This window comes from Stenotrophomonas maltophilia, from assembly GCF_023518235.1.
GTDB lineage: Bacteria > Pseudomonadota > Gammaproteobacteria > Xanthomonadales > Xanthomonadaceae > Stenotrophomonas.
The window spans coordinates 610,617-631,440 of the sequence record NZ_CP090423.1; the positions used below are offsets into that span (position 1 = coordinate 610,617).

Annotated in this window: 18 protein-coding genes; 14 read left to right on the forward strand and 4 right to left on the reverse strand. The window is 68.7% G+C overall.

Features of this window, described 5'->3' with window-relative positions; genetic code table 11:
• The first annotated feature begins 149 nt into the window (after nt 1-149).
• Nucleotides 150-1,310: an amidohydrolase family protein gene (locus LZ605_RS03090; protein WP_249843744.1), complete on the forward strand. Its 1,161-nt coding sequence runs from the start codon at nt 150-152 to the stop codon at nt 1,308-1,310.
• A 69-nt stretch (nt 1,311-1,379) separates the two neighbouring features.
• Here the strand turns inward: LZ605_RS03090 and LZ605_RS03095 are convergent, their stop codons facing one another.
• Nucleotides 1,380-2,261 (reverse strand): LysR substrate-binding domain-containing protein, encoded by an 882-nt coding sequence (locus tag LZ605_RS03095; protein ID WP_107230837.1) that lies wholly within the window; start codon nt 2,259-2,261, stop codon nt 1,380-1,382.
• Between the two features lie 112 nt (nt 2,262-2,373).
• On the opposite strand from LZ605_RS03095, the gene LZ605_RS03100 reads away from it, so the two are divergent.
• The 5 genes from LZ605_RS03100 (at nt 2,374) to LZ605_RS03120 (ending at nt 7,922) form a co-directional block, all read left to right on the forward strand.
• The gene (locus LZ605_RS03100) at nt 2,374-3,075 is read left to right on the forward strand and encodes an ankyrin repeat domain-containing protein (protein WP_249843745.1); all 702 of its coding nucleotides are present in this window, start codon (nt 2,374-2,376) and stop codon (nt 3,073-3,075) included.
• A 52-nt stretch (nt 3,076-3,127) separates the two neighbouring features.
• Nucleotides 3,128-4,585: an amidohydrolase family protein gene (locus tag LZ605_RS03105; protein WP_249843746.1), complete on the forward strand. Its 1,458-nt coding sequence runs from the start codon at nt 3,128-3,130 to the stop codon at nt 4,583-4,585.
• A gap of 133 nt (nt 4,586-4,718) precedes the next feature.
• Nucleotides 4,719-5,774, forward strand: coding sequence for a sensor histidine kinase (locus tag LZ605_RS03110; RefSeq protein WP_249843747.1), 1,056 nt, complete (start codon nt 4,719-4,721; stop codon nt 5,772-5,774).
• Nucleotides 5,771-6,502, forward strand: a complete 732-nt coding sequence (locus LZ605_RS03115) for a LytR/AlgR family response regulator transcription factor (RefSeq protein ID WP_249843748.1) — start codon at nt 5,771-5,773, stop codon at nt 6,500-6,502. The genes LZ605_RS03110 and LZ605_RS03115 overlap by 4 nt, the downstream gene beginning before the upstream one ends.
• Nucleotides 6,503-6,599: 97 nt before the next feature.
• Entirely contained in the window at nt 6,600-7,922 is a 1,323-nt protein-coding gene (locus LZ605_RS03120) for an acyl-CoA thioesterase/bile acid-CoA:amino acid N-acyltransferase family protein (RefSeq protein WP_249843749.1), read from the forward strand.
• Nucleotides 7,923-7,929: 7 nt separating this feature from the next.
• On the opposite strand, the gene LZ605_RS03125 is transcribed toward LZ605_RS03120, so the two are convergent.
• Entirely contained in the window at nt 7,930-8,859 is a 930-nt protein-coding gene (locus tag LZ605_RS03125) for a LysR family transcriptional regulator (RefSeq protein WP_249843750.1), read from the reverse strand.
• Nucleotides 8,860-8,952: 93 nt separating this feature from the next.
• Here LZ605_RS03125 and LZ605_RS03130 point away from each other — a divergent pair, with 93 nt between their 5' ends.
• Complete coding sequence (locus LZ605_RS03130) at nt 8,953-10,146, forward strand: MFS transporter (protein ID WP_249843751.1); 1,194 nt, start codon at nt 8,953-8,955, stop codon at nt 10,144-10,146.
• Between the two features lie 40 nt (nt 10,147-10,186).
• Here LZ605_RS03130 and LZ605_RS03135 read toward each other — a convergent pair whose 3' ends face one another.
• Nucleotides 10,187-10,840: a response regulator gene (locus LZ605_RS03135; protein WP_107230829.1), complete on the reverse strand. Its 654-nt coding sequence runs from the start codon at nt 10,838-10,840 to the stop codon at nt 10,187-10,189.
• Nucleotides 10,833-13,862 carry a sensor histidine kinase gene (locus LZ605_RS03140; protein WP_249843752.1) on the reverse strand — a complete coding sequence of 1,010 codons (3,030 nt, stop codon included), beginning with the start codon at nt 13,860-13,862 and terminating at the stop codon, nt 10,833-10,835. The genes LZ605_RS03135 and LZ605_RS03140 overlap by 8 nt, the downstream gene beginning before the upstream one ends.
• Nucleotides 13,863-13,958: 96 nt before the next feature.
• On the opposite strand from LZ605_RS03140, the gene LZ605_RS03145 reads away from it, so the two are divergent.
• The 7 genes from LZ605_RS03145 to LZ605_RS03175 all read left to right on the forward strand — a co-directional run bounded on the left by LZ605_RS03145 (nt 13,959) and on the right by LZ605_RS03175 (nt 20,735).
• Complete coding sequence (locus LZ605_RS03145) at nt 13,959-14,291, forward strand: hypothetical protein (protein WP_249843753.1); 333 nt, start codon at nt 13,959-13,961, stop codon at nt 14,289-14,291.
• Nucleotides 14,292-14,368: 77 nt separating this feature from the next.
• Nucleotides 14,369-14,785, forward strand: coding sequence for a helix-turn-helix transcriptional regulator (locus LZ605_RS03150; RefSeq protein ID WP_249843754.1), 417 nt, complete (start codon nt 14,369-14,371; stop codon nt 14,783-14,785).
• Nucleotides 14,782-15,438, forward strand: coding sequence for a hydrolase (locus tag LZ605_RS03155; RefSeq protein ID WP_249843755.1), 657 nt, complete (start codon nt 14,782-14,784; stop codon nt 15,436-15,438). The genes LZ605_RS03150 and LZ605_RS03155 overlap by 4 nt, the downstream gene beginning before the upstream one ends.
• Before the next feature lie 2 nt (nt 15,439-15,440).
• Nucleotides 15,441-15,866, forward strand: coding sequence for a DoxX family protein (locus tag LZ605_RS03160; protein WP_249843756.1), 426 nt, complete (start codon nt 15,441-15,443; stop codon nt 15,864-15,866).
• A gap of 119 nt (nt 15,867-15,985) precedes the next feature.
• Nucleotides 15,986-17,833, forward strand: coding sequence for an amidohydrolase (locus LZ605_RS03165; protein ID WP_249844985.1), 1,848 nt, complete (start codon nt 15,986-15,988; stop codon nt 17,831-17,833).
• Entirely contained in the window at nt 17,812-19,095 is a 1,284-nt protein-coding gene (locus tag LZ605_RS03170; RefSeq protein WP_249843757.1) for an alginate export family protein, read from the forward strand. The genes LZ605_RS03165 and LZ605_RS03170 overlap by 22 nt, the downstream gene beginning before the upstream one ends.
• Nucleotides 19,089-20,735, forward strand: coding sequence for an MFS transporter (locus LZ605_RS03175; protein ID WP_249843758.1), 1,647 nt, complete (start codon nt 19,089-19,091; stop codon nt 20,733-20,735). Before LZ605_RS03170 ends, LZ605_RS03175 begins: the two co-directional genes overlap by 7 nt.
• Nucleotides 20,736-20,824 lie beyond the last annotated feature (89 nt).

Sequence of the window (20,824 nt, forward strand, 5' to 3'; positions counted from 1 at the left end):
TCAGCGGTGTCCGGGGCGTAGCCGCGATCAGCGGCGGCGGAAGCATTCAGTGTTCCTTCGAATGCGTGGCATCCATATATTTCGTTGGCCGATGGCCGCCGTGGCGCGCACGATAACGTCCATTGACTAGGCTTTCCCGGGAGTTCCCGATGACCCTGCAGTTCGTCCACGGAGGCGTCGATCGCGATGGCGCGCCGCTGCATTTCCATATCCGTGATGGCCGGATCCGCGATCTCAATGGTGCGGCGCGCGCCTCCGAAGGTGCGGAATGCGTCGATCTGACCGGCTTCAGCGTCCTGCCCGGCCTGGTCGATGGCCATATCCACCTGGACAAGAGCTTTGTCGGTGACCGTTGGCATTCCCATCAACCGGTCAACACGCTGCGCGAGCGGCTGGCGGTGGAGAAGGCTGCACTGGCCACCGCCGCATCGATGGCCGATCGCGCCGAAGCCCTGATCCGCCAGTGCAGCGGCTTTGGCACGGTGGCCATGCGCTGCCACGTCGATGTCGATGGCAGCACCGGCCTGCACCACCTGCAGGCGGTGCGCGAGGCGGCACTGCGCTGCGCCGACATCATGCGCATCCAGCTGGTGGCGTTCCCGCAGGCCGGGGTGATGTCCCGTGCGGGTACGGCGGCGGTACTGGAACAGGCCTTGGCGGCGGGCGTGGAAGTGCTCGGTGGCATCGACCCGACCACGCTGGACGGCGATGCCGAAGGCCAGCTGGCACTGCTGTTCGGGTTGGCCGAGCGCTATGGGGTGCAGCTGGACATCCATCTGCATGAGCCAGGTGAGACCGGACTGGCCCAGCTGCTGCGCATCGCCGCGCGTACCCGTGCCGCGGGCCTGCAGGGGCGGGTGGCGGTCAGCCATGCGTACGCACTGGGCGAGGTGCCGATGGCGCGCGCGCTGCAGGTGGGCGAGGCGCTGGCCACGGCCGGCGTTGCGATCATGAGCAATGCACCGGGTGACCATCCGTTCCCACCGCTGCGCGCGCTGCATGATGCTGGCGTGCGCGTGTTCGCCGGCAACGACAACATCCGCGACTGCTGGTGGCCGTATGGCAATGGCGATCTGCTGCAGCGGGCGATGCTGCTCGGTTACCGTTCCGGGTTCTACACCGACGCTGACCTGATGCTGGCGCTGGACATGGTCAGCACCCATGCCGCGCAGGTGATCGGCCTGCCGCAGCATGGCGTGGCCGAAGGCCTGCCGGCGACCTTCGTGGCGGTACGCGCCGACCATGGTCCAGCGGCGGTGGCAGGGGTGCCGGTGGAACGCCGCGTGGTGATCGACGGGCGCTGGCAGTAGCTCCACGCCGTGCGTGGATGCGCATGGTCGCGGGGGGCTGCATCCACGCCTGGCGTGGATCTATCGTGGTCAATCCGGTTCGCGCTGCACCTGGCGCCACAGCTCGCTGGCCAGCGCACGCACCGCGTCATCCGCGTCGGCGCGATGCAGCAGGCCGATCTCGTAGTTGTCGATCACCGGCAGGTCGCGTTCTCCATCGATGATGCGGTGCTCGCGGCTGACCGCGCGGCGCGGCAACAGGCTGATGCCGATGCCATCGGCCACCGCGCCCTGGATGCCGCTGAGCGAGGAGCTGGTGAAGGCGATGCGCCAGCGCAGGCCCAACGCTTCCACTGCGTGGATCATTTCGTCGCGGTACAACCCACGTGGCGGGAAGGTGACCAGCGGCAGCGGGTCCTGCAGCAGGCAGCTGCTGCGCAGGCTGTCGATCCAGTGCATCGGTTCGCGCCGGCAATGCACGGCCTGGCGGCTGTTGCGGCGTTGCTTGACCAGCACCAGGTCCAGTTCGCCATGGTCGAAGCCGTGGGCCAGGTCGCGGCTGAGGCCGCTGCTGATTTCCAGCTTGACCTGCGGGTGGCGGCGGCTGAAGGCCGCCAGCATCCGCGTGGTCTGCGCGTTGACGAAGTCCTCCGGCACGCCGATGCGGACGGCGGTTTCCACGGTGGCGCCGGCCAGGGCCTGGGCCATTTCCTCGTTCAGGTCGAGCATGCGTCGCGCGTAGCCGAGCAGGGTGTGGCCGGCGTCGGTCGGGTGCACGTCGCGGTGGCCGCGTTCGAGCAGGCGATGCCCGGCCAGTTCCTCCAAACGCCGCACCTTCTGGCTGACCGTGGACTGGGTCGAATGCAGGCGCGTGGCGGCTGTGGTGAAGCTGCCGCAGTCGGCCACCATCACCAGCGCCCGCAGCAGGTCCAGCTCGAACAGTGTTCTATTCGATTTGGCACTGTCTGGCATTTGAACATTTCACTTCTGGATACCCGGGCCGACTTCTACCATGCGGGACAACGACCGGCAATGCCCGGCCATCGCGCGCGCCGCGCGGTACCGGACAGGAGGAGACACCGACATGCGCTTTCATCGTTGCCCTGCCTGGCTGGCGCCGTTGCCGCGTGTGCTGCTGTTGTGCCTGCTGGCTCTGGTGACTCCCGCCTGCACCGCCACCCCCAGGGCCGAGGCCGATGCCCAGCTGCGCGATGCCGCCCGCCGTGGCGATGCCGAGGCCGTGCGCGAGGCGATCACGCAGGGTGCTGATCTGGAGGCCCGCGACGGGCAGGGGCGCACCGCACTGCTGCTGGCTACCCATGGCAACAACGTGGATGCCGCGCGTGAACTGATCGAGGCCGGGGCCGACGTCAACGCCAAGGATGCGTTGCAGGACAGCGCCTACCTGTATGCCGGCGCGCGTGGCCTCGATGAAATCCTGGCGATGACCCTGGCGCACGGCGCCGACCTGCGCAGCACCAACCGCTATGGCGGCACCGCGCTGATTCCGGCGGCCGAGCGCGGTCACGTCGCCACGGTGCGCATGCTGCTGCGCGCAGGCGTGGCGGTAGATCATGTCAACCGCCTGGGCTGGACCGCACTGCAGGAAGCGATCCTGCTCGGCGATGGCGGGCCGCGTCATGTACAGATCGTGCAGCTGCTGCTGGACGCCGGCGCCGACCCCGAGCTGGCCGATGGCGATGGCGTGACCCCGCTGGCCCACGCGCGTCAGCGTGGCTACCCGCAGATTGAAGCCCTGCTGCGCCAGCACGGCGCGGCACGCTGAAGCCCGACCCCTTCCACCCCGCACGCTGGGCGTGCCCACCAGGATGCTGTCCATGTTCCGTTCCCGTCCGCTGTCCTTCGCCATTCTTCTTGCCGTTGCACCGCTGTCGGCCGCAGCGGCCGAGCGCGCCGACCTGCTGATCCGCAATGCCACCGTGGTCGATGTCGAGCACGCCCGCAGCCTGGCGGGGCAGAGCGTGGTGATCCGTGGCGAGGACATCGTCGCGGTCGGCCCGGACGCGCAGCTGCGTACCCAGTGGAAGACCGCCCGCCAGCTCGATGCGCAGGGCAAGTACCTGATTCCCGGCCTGTGGGACATGCATGTGCACTTCGGCGGTGGCCCGGCGTTGATCGAAGAGAACAAGGCGCTGCTGCCGCTGTATATCGCCCATGGCATCACCACCGTGCGTGACTGCTCCGGCGACCTGCCCGAGCAGGTGCTGCAATGGCGTGGCGAGATCGCCAGGGGCACGCTGTTCGGCCCGCGCCTGCTCAGCTCGGGCGCGAAGATCGAAGGCATCAAGCCGGTCTGGAAGGGCACGATCGAAGTGGGCAGCGAGGGCGATGTGGACAAGGCCATCACCCGCCTGCAGCACGACAAGGTCGATTTCGTGAAGATCACCGACAGCACGCTGAAGCCGGAGCTGTTCCTGTACTCGGCCAGCGCCGCGCGCAAGGCGGGTTTCAAGGCCTCCGGCCATATTCCGATGGCACTGACCGTGGAGCAGGCGGTCGACGCCGGCCTGGCCTCGATCGAGCACCTGGATTATGCGTTCAAGGCCGGCAGCAAGGACGAGGCGCAGATCGCCGCTGACTTCGGTGCAGGCCGCATCGACCGTGCTGAAGCCAACCGCCGGCTCGACGCCAGTTTCGACCGCGACACCGCGATGCATGCCTATCGTGACTTCGCCAAGCGCGGTGTGTTCGTCACGCCCACGCTCAACGGTGGCCGCATCCTCGACTTCCTCGACCAGGATGACCATGCCGACGATCCGTACCTGGCGTACATCGGCCCGGGTCTGCGCGCGACCTACCAGTGGCGCGTGGACCGTGCGGCCAAGGCCACGCCGGCACAGATCGAAGCCCGGCACGCGCAGTACCACCAGGTGGCGGCGGTGCTGCCGCTGCTGCAGGAGGCCGGTGTGACGATCATCGCCGGCACCGATGCCGGCTTCCTCAACTCATACAATTTCCCAGGCATCGCCCTGCACCAGGAACTGCAGCTGTTCGTGAAGGAGGGCCTGAGCGCACCGCAGGCACTGTCGGCGGCAACCCGTTCCGGCCCGGCCTGGTTCGGACAGATGGATCGCTACGGCGGCATCGCGCAGGGCAAGGCGGCCGACCTGGTGCTGCTGACCGCCAATCCGCTGCGGGACATCGCCGCCACCGAAAAGATCGACAGCGTGATCCTGCGCGGCAACGTGTATGACCGAGCAGCGCTGGACAAGATGCTGGCCGATACCAAGGCCAAGGTGGCCGCGTGGAATGCCGAGTCTGCCAAGGCAAACTGATGGCCCTGGGGTCGGATCCCCTTCTTTCGGAAAGGGATCCGACCCCCTCATCGATTGACGCCCTTGCTTCCGGCACGGGAAGGATCGGGCACGGGCGCCTAGCATGGTGGCCGGTTCCCGTTCGACGCCGTGCATGTCCGTTGCCCCCGCCTGTGTGTTGCCTGCCCCCGAAGCACCGTTGTCGTTGCCGCGCCCACGCGTGGTCATGCTGGGGTTGTGGGCGCTGCTGATCGCCACCGCGGTGCCGGCGGTGCACCTAAGCCAGCAACCGGGTGGCCTGGTGTCGGCGGCGTTGTTCATCGTCGGTGCCGAGCTGCCCTGGATGCTGGCGACGCCAGCGCTGTGGGCGGCCTGCCGGCGCTGGCCCTTGCCGGGACGGCGCCCCCTGATCGGCTGGTTGTTGCTGGGCCTGCTGCTGACACCGGCATTGACTGCGCTGGGCTGGGGGCTGGGCCATCTGCTGCTGCAGCTGTGGCAGGCGCAGCCGCTGCCGTCGTCGCGCCAGGTGGCCCGAGCAATCGGCATTACCACGCTGTTCGCCTTTCCCACCTTCATCGCAGTGGCCGGTACCGGTCACGGCCTGGCCTGGTTGCAGCGGCTGAACGCACAATCGCAGGCCCTGCGGCTGGCCCGCGAAGTCGCACTGCGGCAACACCTCCAGCACCATTTCCTGTTCAACGCGCTCAATGCCATCGGTGGCCTGGCGCTGCTGCGTCCACTGGCGGCGGACGCGGCCCTGGTGCAGTTGTCCTCGTTGCTGCGCGACACCCTGCAATGCCCGGCGCAGCGTCCGCTGGCGGATGAGCTGGGCGCTGCACAGGATTACGTGGCCCTGCAGTCGCTGTTGCATGACGAGGCGTTGCATCTGCATCTGCAGGCCAGCGCCGCGGCCCTGCACTGGCCGGTGCCGGGGCTGCTGCTGCAGCCGCTGATCGAGAACGCGGTGCTGCACAGTGGCTGGCAGGCGGGGGACCCGCTGCTGCAGATCGAACTGACAGCGGAGGTGCAGGGCAGCGTGCTGGAGGTGGCCGTGTTCAATCCCTGCCTGCGTGCTGCGCGCAACGAAGGCCTCGGCAGTGGCCTGGCCACACTGCAGCGCCGGTTGGCGATGATCGGTGGCCATCTGCAGGCCGGCCACAGTGGCAGCGGCTACAGGGTCTGCCTGTTCCTGCCGGAACAAGCGGCATGATGCGCCCATTGAGCGTGCTGCTGGTGGATGACGTGGCATTGGCACGTCACCGCCTGCGTGAGTTGCTGGCGCACATTCCGCAGGTCAGGGTCGATGCTGAAGCGGCCAGCCTGGACCAGGCGCGACAGCGGTTGCTGGGGCGACGCTTCGATCTGTTGCTGCTGGATCTGGTACTGCCCGATGGCCGCGGCTGGGAACTGCCGGCGCAGCAGCCTGCGCTGGCCGCGCACACCATCTTCGTGACGGCGCTGCCACAGCATGCGCTGCAGGCCTTTGAGCTGGGGGTGGCCGACTATCTGCTCAAGCCGGTCGCGCTGCCACGACTACAGGAAGCGATCACGCGGGTGCGTCGCCTGGCCGGGCTGCTCGACGATGGGCAGGCCAATACGCAGGTTCTGGCCGTGCCGGCCGTGGGTGGAACGCAGTACGTACCGTTGGCGCAGATCGACTACATCGACATGGCCGGGCACTATGCGTGCGTCCACGTCGGGCAGCGCCTGCATCTGCTGCGCGAGACGATCGCGCGGTTGGCCGAGCGCCTGGCGCCGGGCGGCCTGCTGCGCGTGCATCGCTCGGTGCTGGTCAATCCGTTGCGCGTGCAGGGCGTGGTCGAGCGTCACAACGGGGATGCGCTGCTTGAGCTGGCCGGAGGCGTGCAGGTGCCGGTCAGTCGCAGCTATCGCACCGCCTTGGCGTCCGCTCTGGAGGCGCGGCTGAAACACGGTTGAGGCCAGCCGCGGCACGGTTGGCACCATCGACGCCGGTTCCTGCGGTACATGCCGCTCCCTCCGGGCACCCTCTCCCTTTTGCGGACGAGGGCAGGACATGCGGAAACGAGCGGGGTGGGGGTGGTTGCTGTGTGCGCTGGCGATCCCGGCGATGGCCGATGTCCGCGTTGAGGTTGATGACCAGCACGGGCGTGCCGATCGTACTCCGGTGATCAAGGTCGAGGGCCTTGCCGTTGCCGAGACGGTGCGCCTGCGCCTGTCGATGCAGGACAGCCGGGGCCAGCGCTGGCAGTCAGAGGCCGTGCTGCGTGCCGATCTGCGTGGCCAGGTTGATAGCACCGGCAGCGGATCGGAGCAGGGCAGCTACCGGGGCATCGATGCGGGCGGACTGATCTGGTCGATGCAGCCGCAGCAGGGGCGCGCCAGTGCAATGCCGCTGCATTGGCAACGCGCAGCTGATGGCATGGGCTTCCTGCCGCAGACGTTCGAACTGGAAGTTGAGCAGGCCGGTTCAGTCGTTGCACGGCAGACCCTGCAACGTCACCTGATGCTGCCTGGGGTGCGGGTGCAACGGGTCGACATCGGCGGGCGCGAGGCGCATCTGTACCTGCCAGCGGACAGGCCCGCCCGGACACGAGGGCCGGCGCTGGTGACGCTGGGTGGCGCGGAAGGCGGCTTCGAGGGCGGCGACCAGTACGCCGCCTGGTTGGCCAGCAATGGCTACATCGCCGTGTCGATTGCCTGGTATCGCGGGCCCGGTGTGCCCAAGGACCTGATTGACGTGCCGCTGGAGACCATCGCTGATGCGGTGCGCTGGCTTCAGCGGCAGCCTGGCGTGGATCCACAAAGGGTCGGTCTGCTGGGCGGTTCCTGGGGCGGGATTGCGACCATGGCCACCGCCGTCCATCTGCCCACGCTGCGTGCGGCGGTGTCCTGGGTGGGCAGTCCGGCTCCGTTCCGTGGCATTGCGCGCGACGTTGCCCCGGCCGATTTCAGGGCCGTGGATCGCTCACCCCTGAGTTGGCAGGGCAAACCGCTGGCGTGGCTGCCGTATCGGGAGGAAGTGGACTGGGGACGACCGGGGCCGCAGTGGGCGCCGGCATTGCAGGCGGCGATGCTGCCGATCGAAACGATCGCCGCACGGACGCTGTGGGTTGGAGGCGGCGATGACCGCCTGGGCGACTCCGGCGTGATGATGGCCGTTGCCCAGCGTCGGTTGGCCGAGGCAGGGCGAGGTGATCGCGACCGGTTCCTCTACTACCCCGATGCGGGACATCTGATCACGCCCATTCTGCAGCCGAGTTCCCATCGCCATGACGTGGGTCCGTTCCTTGAAGTCGGGGGCACCGCCGAAGGCCATGCGCGCGCCGACCGTGAAGTGGGCCCGGCCGTGCTGGCGTTCCTGGCCGAGGCGTTGTGAGTGGGCGCTAATGCGGTGCCGGCCGCATTCCGTGCAGTTGTGGCAGTGCGGCCTTCATCGCATCGATGAAGGCGCGCAGCCGTGGCGGCTGCTGGCGCGCGGCAGGAAACACCACGTGGACCGGCAGTGCCGGCGCCTGCCAGTCCGGCAGCAGCTGCACCAGGCGCCCTTGTGCCAGGTCCTCGGCAACCAGCCAAGCCGACACCACGGCCGCGCCCAACCCGGAGCGCGCGGCCTGCTGCACCACGAACAGGTTGTCGCTGAGCAGCCGTGGGCTGATCGAAAGGGTGTGCGCACGCCCCTGCGCGTCGTGCAGCAGCAGGCGTTCGCGGTAGTAGGTGACCAGCGAGATCCACGGCAGGGACTGCGCCTGTTCCGGCGAACTCACCGCCGTGTCCTGCACCAGCGACGGCGCCGCTACGACGATGCGCGGCACCTCGGCCAGTGGCAGTGCCACCATGCGTGGTTCGTCGACCGGGCCCACCCGCACCGCGCAGTCGATGCCTTCTGCGATGAAGTCCGGGCGCCGGTCTTCCAGGATCCACTCCAGGCTCAGCTGCGGGTGCCGGGCGAGGAAGGCCAGCATGGTCGGCAGCAGCTGCGCCTGGCCAAAGGCGTGCGGCACCATCACCCGCAGGCGTCCGCGCAGCGTTTCTGGTTCGCCCTGGAGTTCGGCCTGCAGCGACTCCCATTCGTCAACCACGCGTTGCGCATGGCGCTGGCAGCGCAGGCCATCTTCAGTCAGCTGCAGGCCGTGGGTGGAGCGCTGCAGCAGGCGCAGGCCCAGCTGCCGCTCCAGTGCCTGCAGGCGGCGGCTGACGGTGGGCTGGGTGGTACCCAGCTGCACGGCCGCGGCCGACAGGCTGCCCGCATCGATGATGCGCAGGAAGGTACGCAGCAGGTCCAGGCGATCGGCGCCGGTGGCGAGGTCGGTCATGCGCAATGGGTATGAAAGGTATGCGATCCAGCCTACTACAGACGTTGGATGAATAGCGGCACGATACGCCCACTTATCCCACGGAACTGCCCCATGTCTACCCCCTCGCTGTCCGTCGCCGCCGTGCCCGCGGCCGCACCGTCCACCCCCTTGGTGTTGGCGATGGCGGCCGGCGCCGGCTTCTCGGTGGCCTCGCTCTACTACAGCCAACCGATGCTGGGCCTGATCGCCCAGGATCTCGGCGCGGGGGAGCGCGCGGCCGGCCTGGTGCCGACCCTGACCCAGCTGGGGTATGCGCTGGGCATCCTGCTGCTGGCACCATTGGGTGACCGTTTCGACCGCCGCACCCTGATTCTGTTGAAGTCCGCGCTGCTGGCACTGGCATTGGGCGCGGCAGCGATGGCCGGGCACCTACCGGGCCTGCTGATGGCCAGCCTGCTGGTGGGCCTGATGGCCACGCTGGCGCAGGACATCGTGCCAGCCGCTGCGGTGCTGGCGCCGGATGCGCAGCGCGGGCAGATCGTCGGCCGGGTGATGACCGGCCTGTTGCTTGGCATCCTGCTGTCACGGGTGGTCAGTGGCGTGGTGGCCGAGGCGTGGGGCTGGCGTACCCAGTTCGTGCTGGCTGCGTTGTCGGTGGCGGCGATGGGTTCGGTGATGGCGCGCGCACTGCCGCGTTTCGCACCGACCACTACGTTGCGCTACCCAGCGCTGCTGGGTTCGTTGCTGGCGTTGTGGCGCGAGCAGCCGCAGCTGCGCCGCGCGGTGGCCAGCCAGTCGTTGCTGGCCGTGGGCTTCAGCGCGTTCTGGTCGACCCTGGCGCTGATGTTGCACGCCCGCCTGGGGCTGGGCAGCGCGGCGGCAGGTGCATTCGGCATTGCCGGTGCGGCTGGTGCGCTGGCCGCACCGTTCGCCGGCCGCTTCGCCGATCGATTGGGGTGTCCCGCGGTGGCGCGGCTGGCGATCGCGGTGGCGCTGCTGGGTTTCGGCCTGCTGCTGGCCGAGACCTGGCTGCCGGCCGCGGCGCTGCTGCCGCTGCTGGTGGTGAGCGCGCTGCTGTTTGACTTCGGGTTCCAGTCGGCGCTGGTGGCGCACCAGACGCTGGTCTACGGCCTGGTGCCGCCGGCACGCAGTCGCCTCAATGCGCTGCTGTTCACGGGCATGTTCATCGGTATGGCGGCCGGTGGCGCGCTGGGTAGCCTGGCGCTGGCGCAGTGGGGATGGCACGGCGTGGCCTGGCTGGCGGTGGTGTGTGCAGGCAGCAGTCTGTTGCTGCGTTTGAAGTAGCGGGTGTTTGGTAGGCCTTGCAGTCCTGCCGAACACCCCCCTAATCGTGACCGCTGTCGTCCAGGCTGATGATGCCGCGCCGCAGTGCCTGGGTGACTGCATGCGTGCGGTCACCGACGCCGAGCTTGTCCATCAGGCTCTTCATGTGCGCCTTTACGGTCTGCTCGGAAATCTGCATGCGCTCGCCGATGCGCTTGTTCGACAACCCGCCGGCCACGTGCCGCAGCACTTCGGTCTCGCGCGGGGATAACCGGTCTTCGACCACATGCGCGGCGATGCTGGCCGCCACGGCCGGCGGAATCGGCGCGCGGCGACCGCCCGCCACCATGCGGATCGTATCGACCAGCTCGTGGCGCAGCATGTCCTTCAGCAGATAGGCGCTGGCGCCGGCCTGCAGGGCGCGCACCGCGCGCACGTCACCGCGGTAGGTGGTCAGCACGATGATGCGCGCGCGTGGATCCATCGCACGGATCCGCACGATGGCTTCCACGCCATCCAGGCGCGGCATCTGCAGGTCCATCAACACCACGTCCGGCTGCAGCTGCTGGTAACGCGCGATGGCCTCTTCGCCATCGGCGGCTTCGCCCAGCAGGCGCAGGTCGGCGTGCGCGCCCAACAAGGCCGCCAGGCCGTCACGCAGTAACGGATGGTCATCCACCACCAGTACGCCGATCGGGGAAGGGGTCTCAGTCATGCTCAGGTCTGCTCCAGGGCCAGCGCCAACGTGGCGCGCGGCGGTGATACAAGCGTCGCGCCGGAACCGCCAGCGCCACTTCAGTGCCCAGCCCGGGACGGCTCCACAACCGCAGCTCGGCGCCGAGCCGCTGCGCGCGTTCACGCATACCCTGCAGGCCCCAGTGGCCATGCGCGGCGTTCTCATCGGCAATACCGACGCCATCATCGCGCACATGCAGCAGGAAGCAGCGCGTGCCGTAGGACAGCTCCACTTCGATCGCGCTGGCATGGGCATGACGTAAAGCATTGCGGATGGCCTCGCGGCCGATCAGGAACACTTCCTCGGCGGCATCGCTCTGCAGCGACGGCAGCGTACCTTCCACGGTCAGGCGCAGCGGATTGGTACCGTGCCCGGCGTACTCGGCATGCACGTCGGCCAGTGCCGAGGCCAGGTCGCGGCCGGCGAAGGGGCCGTCGCGCAGTGCATTGACCCGCTCGCGGCCCTCGGCCAGATTGCGTTCGGCCAGCTGCATCGCCGACTCCAGCTGGCTGCGCACCGGCTCGGGTGTCTGTGCTGACTGGCTGATCGCGTGCAGGCGCAGGATCAGGCCCTGGCTGCCCTGCAGCAGGGTGTCGTGCAGGTCGCGGGCGATGCGCTCGCGTTCGCCGTGGCGCTCCTGCAACCGTGCGCGGAACAGTGCCGCCAACTGGCCACTGCGGATGCGTACGGCCATCATCAGCAGCGCCAGCACGATGGCCGCGCACAACAGCTTGAACCACACGGTCTGCATGAAGGTGGGCGCGATACGGAAGCTGCGGCTGGCCGGCGCCGTACTCCAGATGCCGTCTTCATTGGCCGCTTCCACTTCAAAGCGGTAACTGCCCGGCGCCAGGTTGGTGTAGTACGCGCGCGCGCTGCTGCCGGCGTCCTGCCAGCCATCATCGACGCCGGACAGGCGATAGCGGTAGCGGTTGCGCTCCGGGCGGGCCAGGGACAGGGCCACATAATCAATCTGCAGCTGGCTGGTGCCGGCCGGCAGGCGCAGACCGTCCCGCAAGGGCTGCTGCTCGCTGCCGTACAGCACGTCACCAATGCGCACGCTGGGGGCCATCGTGTTGACGTGCGAACGGGTGGTGTCCAGCCACGCCAGCCCCTGGTTGGTGGCCAGCCACAGCAGGCCGTCCGCCGACAACGCAGCGGTGGAGATCGGCCCACTCTGCAGCGCGATGCCGGGCATGCCGTCCACGGCATCGAACAGGCGCGGCGTCACCGGCAGCCCGGCACGCAGTGCGCGGCGCAGCTGCGCGCTCTCCAGCCGCACCAGGCCGCGGCTGCCGTTGAGCCACAGATGCCCGCGCGCATCGGCGACCATGCCGGTGATCCCTTCGAGCACGCCGGCCATGTCGGTGCGCACGGCAACGAATCGACCCTCGCCGACGCGCGCGGCCAGTCCGGCTTCGCCGGCCACCAGCAGCAGGTCCTGGTGCTGCAGCACGGCGGTCACCGGCCCTACCGAAAGACCCTGTGCGCTGCCGAAGGTCTCGATGGCCGTCGGGCCCATCCGACGCAGGCCACCATCGGCATAGCCCAGCAGCAGTTGCCCGTGGGCATCCAGGCCCAGCGAGGAGCAGGCCTGCTCGGGCAGGCGCCGCTCGTGTTGCCACTGGCCGGCCTGGTAGTGCAGCACGCCGCGCTCGCCGGTGCATACCCAGGCCTGCGCATCATCGGGAAACAGCAGCGCATGCAGGGGCTGGCCGGTGAACGGTGCGGGCAGCGGAATCAGTGTGGTACGGCCGCCCTGGGTGCGGGCGAGATTGATCCAGTCGAACTGCCAGATCGGTGTGGGCGCCTGCCGCGCAGCGGCCTGCAGCTGCGCGGCACTGCCTTGCAGCAGACTGCGGCGCAGGTCGTAAGGTTTGAGGTCTTCGCCGTAGCCATACACCCGGCCGTCACTGGCGCGCACCAGCGAGCGGTAGGGATCGCTGGGGCCGACCGTGAGGGTGTGCACGCTGCGCGCACGGAAGCGGTTGAGGCCCAGATTGGTGCCGACCCAGAGGTTGCCCTCGCGGTCGGCGATGATCGGTACGGCCGAGGTGGCAGTGAGCCCGTGCGGCGAATCGAAACGTTCCATGCGTACGGCCTGGGTGCCTTCGAAGGTGACCCGGGCCACACCGCCGTGCGGGCTCATCGTGGCCCACAGGGCTCCGTCGGCGGTGAACTGGAGGCGGGCCGCGACCAGCTCCGGCAGGCGTCGCGCCTCGCGCTCGCGCTCGGGCAGCACGCCCTGCGCGTTGGCCAGCGGCGAGGTGCCGCGGATGCGGTCGGCCAGCCACACCTCACCGCTCGGGCTTTCCACCAGCGTCGCCATCTGCGAGACCGCGATGCCGGTGTCGACGAAGGCTGACTGCTGTGGCCGGCGCATCCAGATCCTGAGGTTGGCCAGGACCCAGAAAGTGCCGCGACTGTCGTGCAGCACCCATTGCACGCGGCGTTCCGGCAGGCCGGCACTGCTCGGCAAAGGCTGCCAGTGTTGGCCGTCGAACCAGCGCAGTCCGCCGTTGATCGCGGCCCACAGCCGGCCATCGCGATCCTGGCTGAAATGCGGCACCACCCCGACCGGCACGCCCTGTGGCCGGCCGTAGTTGTGCAGCTGGCCGCCGGCGAGCTGGCTGATGCCGGCCTGGAAGTAGCCGATCCACATCGTGTCATCGCGGCCGACGGCCAGGGTGACCATGTTGGTGGACGGGAAGCGGTTGCCCACGGGGGGCGACTGCCGCTCGAAGCGGCGCCCGTCAAAGCGGTACAGGCCAGAACCGGTGGCCAACCACAGCAGCCCATCGCGGTCCTGGGCGATGTCCCAGATATCACCGGGCGCGCCCTGGCCGACCCGCCACGCAGTGTGCTCGTAGCCGGGCAGCCCGCTGCCCGACAGCGGATGCTGCACGGCGAGCGCGGGCAGGGCAGTCAACAGCAGCAGGCACGTCAGCAGCGCCGGCAGGCGACGCAGGAACGGGAAGGGGCGGCCACGCATGAGGCGCATTCTGGCAGGTGCGGGGCAGGCCGGGGTGACCCTAACGGGGTAGGCGTGGCGCGTCTGCATGGGCTATCACGCCGGCATGCCCCATGGAGCGCGGCGATGCAGCGCCTGTTCGTGATGTTTCCCGACCGTGGCCCGGGCGTCGGCCTGCTGTGGTTGCGGTTGTGCGTGGCCGCCACCCTGTGCCTGCCTGGAACGCAGGGCGGATGGCTGGCGCTGCTGTGGCTGCTGGCGGCGGCGATGCTGGTGCTGGGCGTGTTGACCCCGTTGGCGGCTGCGCTGGCTGTCCTTGGCCTGCAGGCGCAGGCGATGCCATGGCCGGTGGCGCTGCTGCCGCTGGCCCTGCTGCCGCTCGGGCCCGGTGCCTATTCGCTGGACGCGCGATGGTTCGGGCGCCGCGTGCTCGGCCGTCGGCCTCCCCCATTCGGGTAAGTGCCGGCCCCGACCGTCGGGGGTAGGGCGTCAAGCCGACGCCACGCACCATGGGCCACCCCCTCGCGGCATCCCCGATGGCTATCGCTTCTCCACCGGTTTCGCCCGCCGTTGCCTTGTCTCCGCACCAGATGGCGGCATTGCAGCGTGCGCTGCGTTATGTCGATGAGCATCTGTCGCAGCCCCTGCGGGTGACCGAGCTGGCCGAAGCGGCCTGCGTCAGCCGTTTCCATCTGGTTCGGCTGTTCCGCAGCGGGACCGGCGCCAGTCCGTTGCGCTATGTGCGGCGGCGGCGCATCGAGCGCGCCCGTCAGCTGCTTCCCTCCGCACAGCTGCCGATGTGCAGCTTGGCGCAGCAGCTGGGCTTCTTCGACCAGAGCCATTTCGTACGCAGTTTCCGCGCCGAGACCGGCTGCAGCCCCGGGCAGTACCTGGCCGGCGATGCCGGATTGCGTCTTCCTACCGACCACGTTTCCCACGGAGTCCACCCATGAGCCCTGCCACCGCCACGCCCGCCCCGTCCCTGTTGTCGCCGAGCGACCATGCTCTGGTGCTGATCGACTTCCAGTCGCAGATGGCCTTTGCCACCCACACCATCGACATTTCCGCGCTGCGCAACAACGTCTCGCTGATCGGAAAGGGCGCCAAGGGTTTCAATGTTCCGGTGGTGTTGACCACCGTGGCCGAAGCCTCGTTCTCCGGCCCGATGTTCCCCGAGCTGCCGGCGATCTTCCCGAAGCAGCCGGTGTTCGACCGCACCTCGATGAACACCTGGGAAGACCAGCCGGTGATCGATGAGATCAACCGCATCGGCAAGCGTCGGCTGGTGATGGCCGGGCTGTGGACCAGTGTCTGCATCGTGGGCCCGGCCCTGTCGGCACTGGCGCAGGGCTTCGAGGTCTACGTGATCACCGATGCCTGCGGCGACGTCAGCGAGGAAGCGCACGAGCGCGCGATCACCCGCATGGTTCAGGCCGGTGCGGTGCCGATGACCAGTGTGCAGTACCTGCTGGAGCTGCAGCGTGACTGGGCGCGGGGTGAAACCTACGCGCTGACCACCGGCATCGCCGGTGACCACGCCGGCGGCTATGGCATCGGCATCCAGTACGCCAAGCGCATGTTCGGCGCGCAGGAAGGCGGGCACTGAGCATGATGGCCGGCCATGGCCTCGACCTGGCCCTGCTGATGCTGCGCGTGGTGGCGGGAGGCTTCCTGCTGCCGCATGCCCTGGGCAAGCTGTTGGGCTGGTGGGGCGGCCCGGGCCTGGCCGGCTTCGCCAGCGAGCTGCGCGGCTTCGGGTTGCCGGCGGCCGCACCATTGCCGTTGCTGCTGGCGTTGACACAGGTGTTGTCCGGCCTGGCGGTGCTGCTGGGCTGGCAGACCCGCATCGCCGCCCTGGTTGCCGCCGCCTTCATCGGCTTCACCGTACTGCTGGCCCTGCCCAAGGGCTGGTTCTGGATGCGCGGCGGCACGGAGTACCCGTTGATGTGGACGGCGGTACTGCTGGCCCTCGCGCTGACCGGCCCCGGCGCCTGGGCGCTGGACGGCCAACGCCTTGCGGGAGATTTCGCATGAGTCACGATCCACTCGACCAAGGCCGCCGCAACGTGGTGCTGGCCAGCGGCGCTGCCGTGGCGCTGGGCCTGGCCGGCCGCGCCGGCGCCGCACTCGATTCCACTTCCAAGGAGCGTCGCATGAGCACGCTGGTCATCCGCAATGCCCGCATCACCACGCTCGATCCGCAGCAGCCGCATGCACAGGCGTTGGCCGTGCAGGAAGGGCGTATCGTCGCAGTCGGCAGCGACGCGGACATCATGCGCGACTGGGGCAATGAAGCGACCCTGATCGACGCGCAGGGCCGGCGCCTGCTGCCGGGGCTCAACGACAGCCATACGCATCTGATCCGCGGTGGCCTGAACTACAACCTGGAACTGCGCTGGGATGGCCTGCGTTCGTTGGCCGACGCGATGGCGATGCTGAAGGCCCAGGTCGATCGCACCCCGGCGCCGCAATGGGTGCGTGTGGTGGGAGGTTTCACCGCCGCGCAGTTCAACGAGAAGCGCCTGCCGACCCTGCAGGAGCTCAACGACATTGCGCCGGATACACCGGTGTTCCTGCTGCATCTGTACGATCGCGCGCTGCTCAACCGCGCCGCGTTGCGCGCCTGCGGCTACACCAAGGACACCCCCGACCCGCCGGGTGGGCAGATCGTGCGTGATTCGCTGGGCAACCCCACCGGCCTGCTGCTGGCCAAGCCCAACGCACTGATCCTGTATGCAACGCTGGCCAAGGGCCCACGCTTGCCGATTGAGTACCAGGCCAACTCCACCCGCCACTTCATGCGCGAACTGAACCGGCTGGGCATCACCTCGGTGATCGATGCCGGCGGTGGCTTCCAGAACTATCCCGAGGACTACCAGGTCATCGAGCAGCTGCATCGCGATGACCAGCTGACCGTGCGCATCGCCTACAACCTGTTCACCCAGAACAAGGGCAAGGAAGTGGATGACTTCCGTGGCTGGAGCGAGATCCTGCAACCCCGCCAGGGCGATGACCTGCTTCGCCACAATGGTGCGGGCGAGATGCTGGTGTTCTCGGCCGCCGACTTCGAGCTGTTCAACGAGCCGCGGCCGGAGCTGCCGTCGGAGCTGGAGCCGCAGCTGCACGATGTGGTCAGGTTGCTGGTCGAGAAGCGCTGGCCGTTCCGTATCCACGCCACCTACGATGAGAGCATCAGCCGCATCCTCGACGTCTACGAGCAGGTAAACCGTGAAGTGCCGTTCGACGGGCTGCACTGGTTCATCGATCACGCCGAGACCATCACACCGCGCAACATCGAGCGCATCCGTGCGCTCGGCGGTGGCATCGCCGTGCAGCATCGCATGGCCTACCAGGGTGAAGCCTTCGTCGAGCGCTATGGCGTGGAGGCGGCGCGGCATACGCCACCGGTCAAGCGCATGCTGGCCGAGGGCGTGCCGGTCGGCGCTGGCACCGATGCCACCCGTGTGGCCAGCTACAACCCGTGGGTGGCGCTGTCGTGGCTGGTGACCGGGCGCACCGTCGGTGGCCTGGCCCTGTACGGCGATGAGAATCTGCTGGAGCGCGAACAGGCGCTGCGCCTGTGGACCCAGGGCAGTGCCTGGTTCTCCGGCGATGAGGCGGTGAAGGGCACATTGAAGGCTGGCCAGCTGGCCGACTTCATTGTGCTGTCGGCTGACTTCTTCCGCGTCGACGACGCGCAGATCGCCGACATCACCAGCGTGCTGACGGTGGTTGGTGGTCGCATCGTGCACGCCGACGCTGACTATGCGGGCCTGGCCCCGCAGCTGCCGCCGGCGATGCCGGACTGGTCGCCGGTGAACCGCTTCGGGGGTTACCACGTTGGCGGCGCGGCCACCGGCCTGGCGGCGGCCCCCCACCATCATCACGGCGTTGCCTGCAGTACCCACGGCGCGCACGGGCATGCGGCGCACCATGCCGCACCGACCGACGATCTGACCGCGTTCTGGGGCGCGATGGGATGCTCGTGCTTCGCGTTCTGAGCCTGGCGCTGCTGGTTGCGCCGACATTGGCGCTGGCCTGCGGAGGTGGCCATTGCATCGAAGCTGGCGACGGCAAGTTGCAATGGGACGCGTCACTGCGCGTGCGCGGCCTGTACTACGACCCGACCCGGTTCGGCATCGGCGGCGCGGAAGATGGCTATGGCCTGCTGCGCGCGCTGGCTTCGGCCAGCTATGTGGAGGACACCTGGCAGGCGAAGCTGCAGCTGGGCCTGCATGGCGAAGATGGCAAGGCGGGCGGTCCGGGCCGGACCGACCGCAGTGCACTGGACGTGCAGCAGGTGTACTGGCGCTGGCAGCGTGACAGCTTCCACCTGCAGCTGGGTCGGCAGGAAGCGGGCTATGGCAGCTCGCGCCTGCTGTCGGTGCGCGATGGGCCGAACATCCGGCTGGCCTTCGATGGCGCCCGCGCAGGTTGGAAGGGACGGCTGGGCACGCTGGACCTGATGGCACTGCGACCGGTGGAGAACCGGCCGGGCGCGTTCGATGATCGCGGTGAGCCGGGGGCGCACCTGTGGGGCGCATATGCCACCACGGCGCGCGGCCGTTGGCCCGGTCAATGGGACCTGTACCTGCTGGACTACCGTCGCGAAGGTGCGCGCTTCGCCGCCGGTGCCGGCATCGAGCGTCGACAGACCGTCGGCGCGCGCTGGTTCGGCCAGGCCGGCGCACTGGACTGGAACAGCGAGCTGGTCGCGCAGGGCGGTGAACTGCGCACCACCACCGGCGACCTCGACATCCGCGCGTGGACGCTGGCCACCGATACCGGTTGGCGCTGGAGCCGCCTGCCGTTGCAACCACGGCTGGGACTGAAGGCCGACATCGCCAGCGGCGATGGCAGCCTGCGCGATGGGCGGCTGGGCACGTTCAACGCGCTGTTCCCGAAGTCGGCCTATTTCAGCGAGGCCAGCCTGCTGTCTCCGGCCAACCTGATGGACGTGCAGCCGACCCTGTCGTTGCGCCTGCACGACACGGTGACGACGGAGCTGGGCGTACAGATGGCCTGGAAGCATCGTCGTGCTGACGCGGTGTACACCACGCCGGCACCGCTGGTGGCCTTGCCCGGCACTGCCGGAGGTGCACGCCGGATCGGCACTCAATACAAATCCGAAACCCGCTGGCAGGCCAGCGAACACTGGCAATGGCAGCTGCAGCTGGCCTGGGTCGACGCCGGACCTGCGCTGACGCAGGCCGGCGGCCAGGACACGCTGTTCGCCTCGATCGTTGGAGCATGGCAATGGTGAACGCAAGCGCGTCGCAACCTCCCGCACAGGCCGCAGGTGCCTGGTCCCCTTTGAAGATCCGGATGTTCCGCTCGATCTGGCTGGCGATCCTGGCCAGCAACATCGGCACCTGGGTCAACGACGTCGCCGCCGCCTGGGTGATGGCCGAACGCACCGGTTCACCGTTGATGGTGGCGCTGGTGCAGTCGGCCACCACGGTACCGATCGTGCTGCTGGCGCTGGCGGCCGGCACGCTGGCCGACATCGTCGATCGCCGCAGGTACCTGTTGGCAACCCAGGGCTGGATGCTGCTGGTGGCGGCGGTGATGGCCAGTTTGACCGCGATGGATCTGCTGACCCCGCAACTGCTGGTGCTGCTGACCTTCTGCATGGGCTGCGGCGCGGCGATGGCGATGCCGGCGCAGGCGGCGATCGTATCCGAGCTGGTGCCGCAGCCGATGCTGGCCTCGGCAGTGGCATTGAACTCGATCGGCATCAACATCGCGCGCTCGATCGGCCCGGCCATCGGTGGCGTGATCGTCGCCCAGCTCGGTGCGGTGTGGGCGTTCGGATTCAACGCGATCACCTTCGCCGCGATGCTGTTCGTGGTGTGGGGCTGGAAGCGCGATCCGAAACAGTCGAGCCTGCCGCCGGAAGGCTTTGGCGCCGGCCTCAAGGCGGGCCTGCGTTACGCCAGCCGCGCCGGGCGGCTGCAGGCGGTGCTGATCAAGTCGGTCGGGTTCTTCTTCTTCGCTGCGGCGATGAACGCGTTGCTGCCTGTGGTGGTGCGTGGGCAGATGCACGGCGGGGCGGGGCAGTACGGCATGCTGCTGGGCTGCATCGGGATCGGCGCGGTGGGAGGTGCGCTGCTGCTGCCGAAGCTGCGCGCGCGGCTGGACCGTGACCTGCTGGTGCTGCTGGCCACGCTTTCGCTGGCGTTGAGCCTGGTCGGTCTGGCGCTGACCCGTAGCTGGTATGTGCTGCCGCTGGTGATGCTGGTCAACGGGTTTGCCTGGATCACCGTGTTGTCGTCATTGCAGATTGCGGCGCAGACCGCGGTGCCGGCCTGGGTGCGCGCACGTGCGTTGGCGCTGTACATCGTGGTGTTCTCCGCAGGCATGGCCGCCGGTGGCCTGAGCTGGGGTGCGCTGGCGCAGCGCACCTCGCCGGAACTGGCCTTGCTGGTGGCGGCGGCCGGAGCGGTGGTCGGCGGGATGCTGGTGTGGCGCGTACGCATTGCCGGTACCGAGGATCTGAACCTGCGCCCGGCCGGGCATTGGCCGGCGCCGGAGCTGTCGGTGCCGGTGTCGAATGATCGTGGCCCGGTGCTGGTGACCATCGAGTACCGCATCGAGGAGGGGGATCGCGCTGCATTCCAGGCGCAGATGCGTGCGCTGGGAACCATTCGCCGCCGTGACGGCGCGGTGGTCTGGGGCGTGGTCGAGGATGTAGCCAGCCCCGGCATTCACCTGGAGTATTTCGTGACCCCGTCATGGCTGGAGCATCTGCGCCAGCACGAACGCATCACCGCCGATGACAAAGCGATCCAGGAAGTGCTGCGCGCGCTGCATCGCGGTGAACGGGCACCGGTGGTGCGCCATTTCGTCGGCGGACACGACCCGCTGCCCGCAGCCGTACCTCACCACCACAACGACATCTGAGCAGCCCCTGGTAGAGCCGGCCGCTGGCCGGCTGTGCAGAGTGCGATGGATTGATCGGTAGTGCCGGCCAGCGGCCGGCACTACCGAAG

Coding starts and splice junctions, on each gene's coding strand:
- LZ605_RS03090 (WP_249843744.1), top strand. CDS start 150: ATGACCCTGCAGTTCGTCCACGGAGGCGTCGATCGCGATGGCGCGCCG.
- LZ605_RS03095 (WP_107230837.1), bottom strand. CDS start 2,261: ATGCCAGACAGTGCCAAATCGAATAGAACACTGTTCGAGCTGGACCTG.
- LZ605_RS03100 (WP_249843745.1), top strand. CDS start 2,374: ATGCGCTTTCATCGTTGCCCTGCCTGGCTGGCGCCGTTGCCGCGTGTG.
- LZ605_RS03105 (WP_249843746.1), top strand. CDS start 3,128: ATGTTCCGTTCCCGTCCGCTGTCCTTCGCCATTCTTCTTGCCGTTGCA.
- LZ605_RS03110 (WP_249843747.1), top strand. CDS start 4,719: ATGTCCGTTGCCCCCGCCTGTGTGTTGCCTGCCCCCGAAGCACCGTTG.
- LZ605_RS03115 (WP_249843748.1), top strand. CDS start 5,771: ATGATGCGCCCATTGAGCGTGCTGCTGGTGGATGACGTGGCATTGGCA.
- LZ605_RS03120 (WP_249843749.1), top strand. CDS start 6,600: ATGCGGAAACGAGCGGGGTGGGGGTGGTTGCTGTGTGCGCTGGCGATC.
- LZ605_RS03125 (WP_249843750.1), bottom strand. CDS start 8,859: ATGACCGACCTCGCCACCGGCGCCGATCGCCTGGACCTGCTGCGTACC.
- LZ605_RS03130 (WP_249843751.1), top strand. CDS start 8,953: ATGTCTACCCCCTCGCTGTCCGTCGCCGCCGTGCCCGCGGCCGCACCG.
- LZ605_RS03135 (WP_107230829.1), bottom strand. CDS start 10,840: ATGACTGAGACCCCTTCCCCGATCGGCGTACTGGTGGTGGATGACCAT.
- LZ605_RS03140 (WP_249843752.1), bottom strand. CDS start 13,862: ATGCGCCTCATGCGTGGCCGCCCCTTCCCGTTCCTGCGTCGCCTGCCG.
- LZ605_RS03145 (WP_249843753.1), top strand. CDS start 13,959: ATGCAGCGCCTGTTCGTGATGTTTCCCGACCGTGGCCCGGGCGTCGGC.
- LZ605_RS03150 (WP_249843754.1), top strand. CDS start 14,369: ATGGCTATCGCTTCTCCACCGGTTTCGCCCGCCGTTGCCTTGTCTCCG.
- LZ605_RS03155 (WP_249843755.1), top strand. CDS start 14,782: ATGAGCCCTGCCACCGCCACGCCCGCCCCGTCCCTGTTGTCGCCGAGC.
- LZ605_RS03160 (WP_249843756.1), top strand. CDS start 15,441: ATGATGGCCGGCCATGGCCTCGACCTGGCCCTGCTGATGCTGCGCGTG.
- LZ605_RS03165 (WP_249844985.1), top strand. CDS start 15,986: ATGAGCACGCTGGTCATCCGCAATGCCCGCATCACCACGCTCGATCCG.
- LZ605_RS03170 (WP_249843757.1), top strand. CDS start 17,812: ATGCTCGTGCTTCGCGTTCTGAGCCTGGCGCTGCTGGTTGCGCCGACA.
- LZ605_RS03175 (WP_249843758.1), top strand. CDS start 19,089: ATGGTGAACGCAAGCGCGTCGCAACCTCCCGCACAGGCCGCAGGTGCC.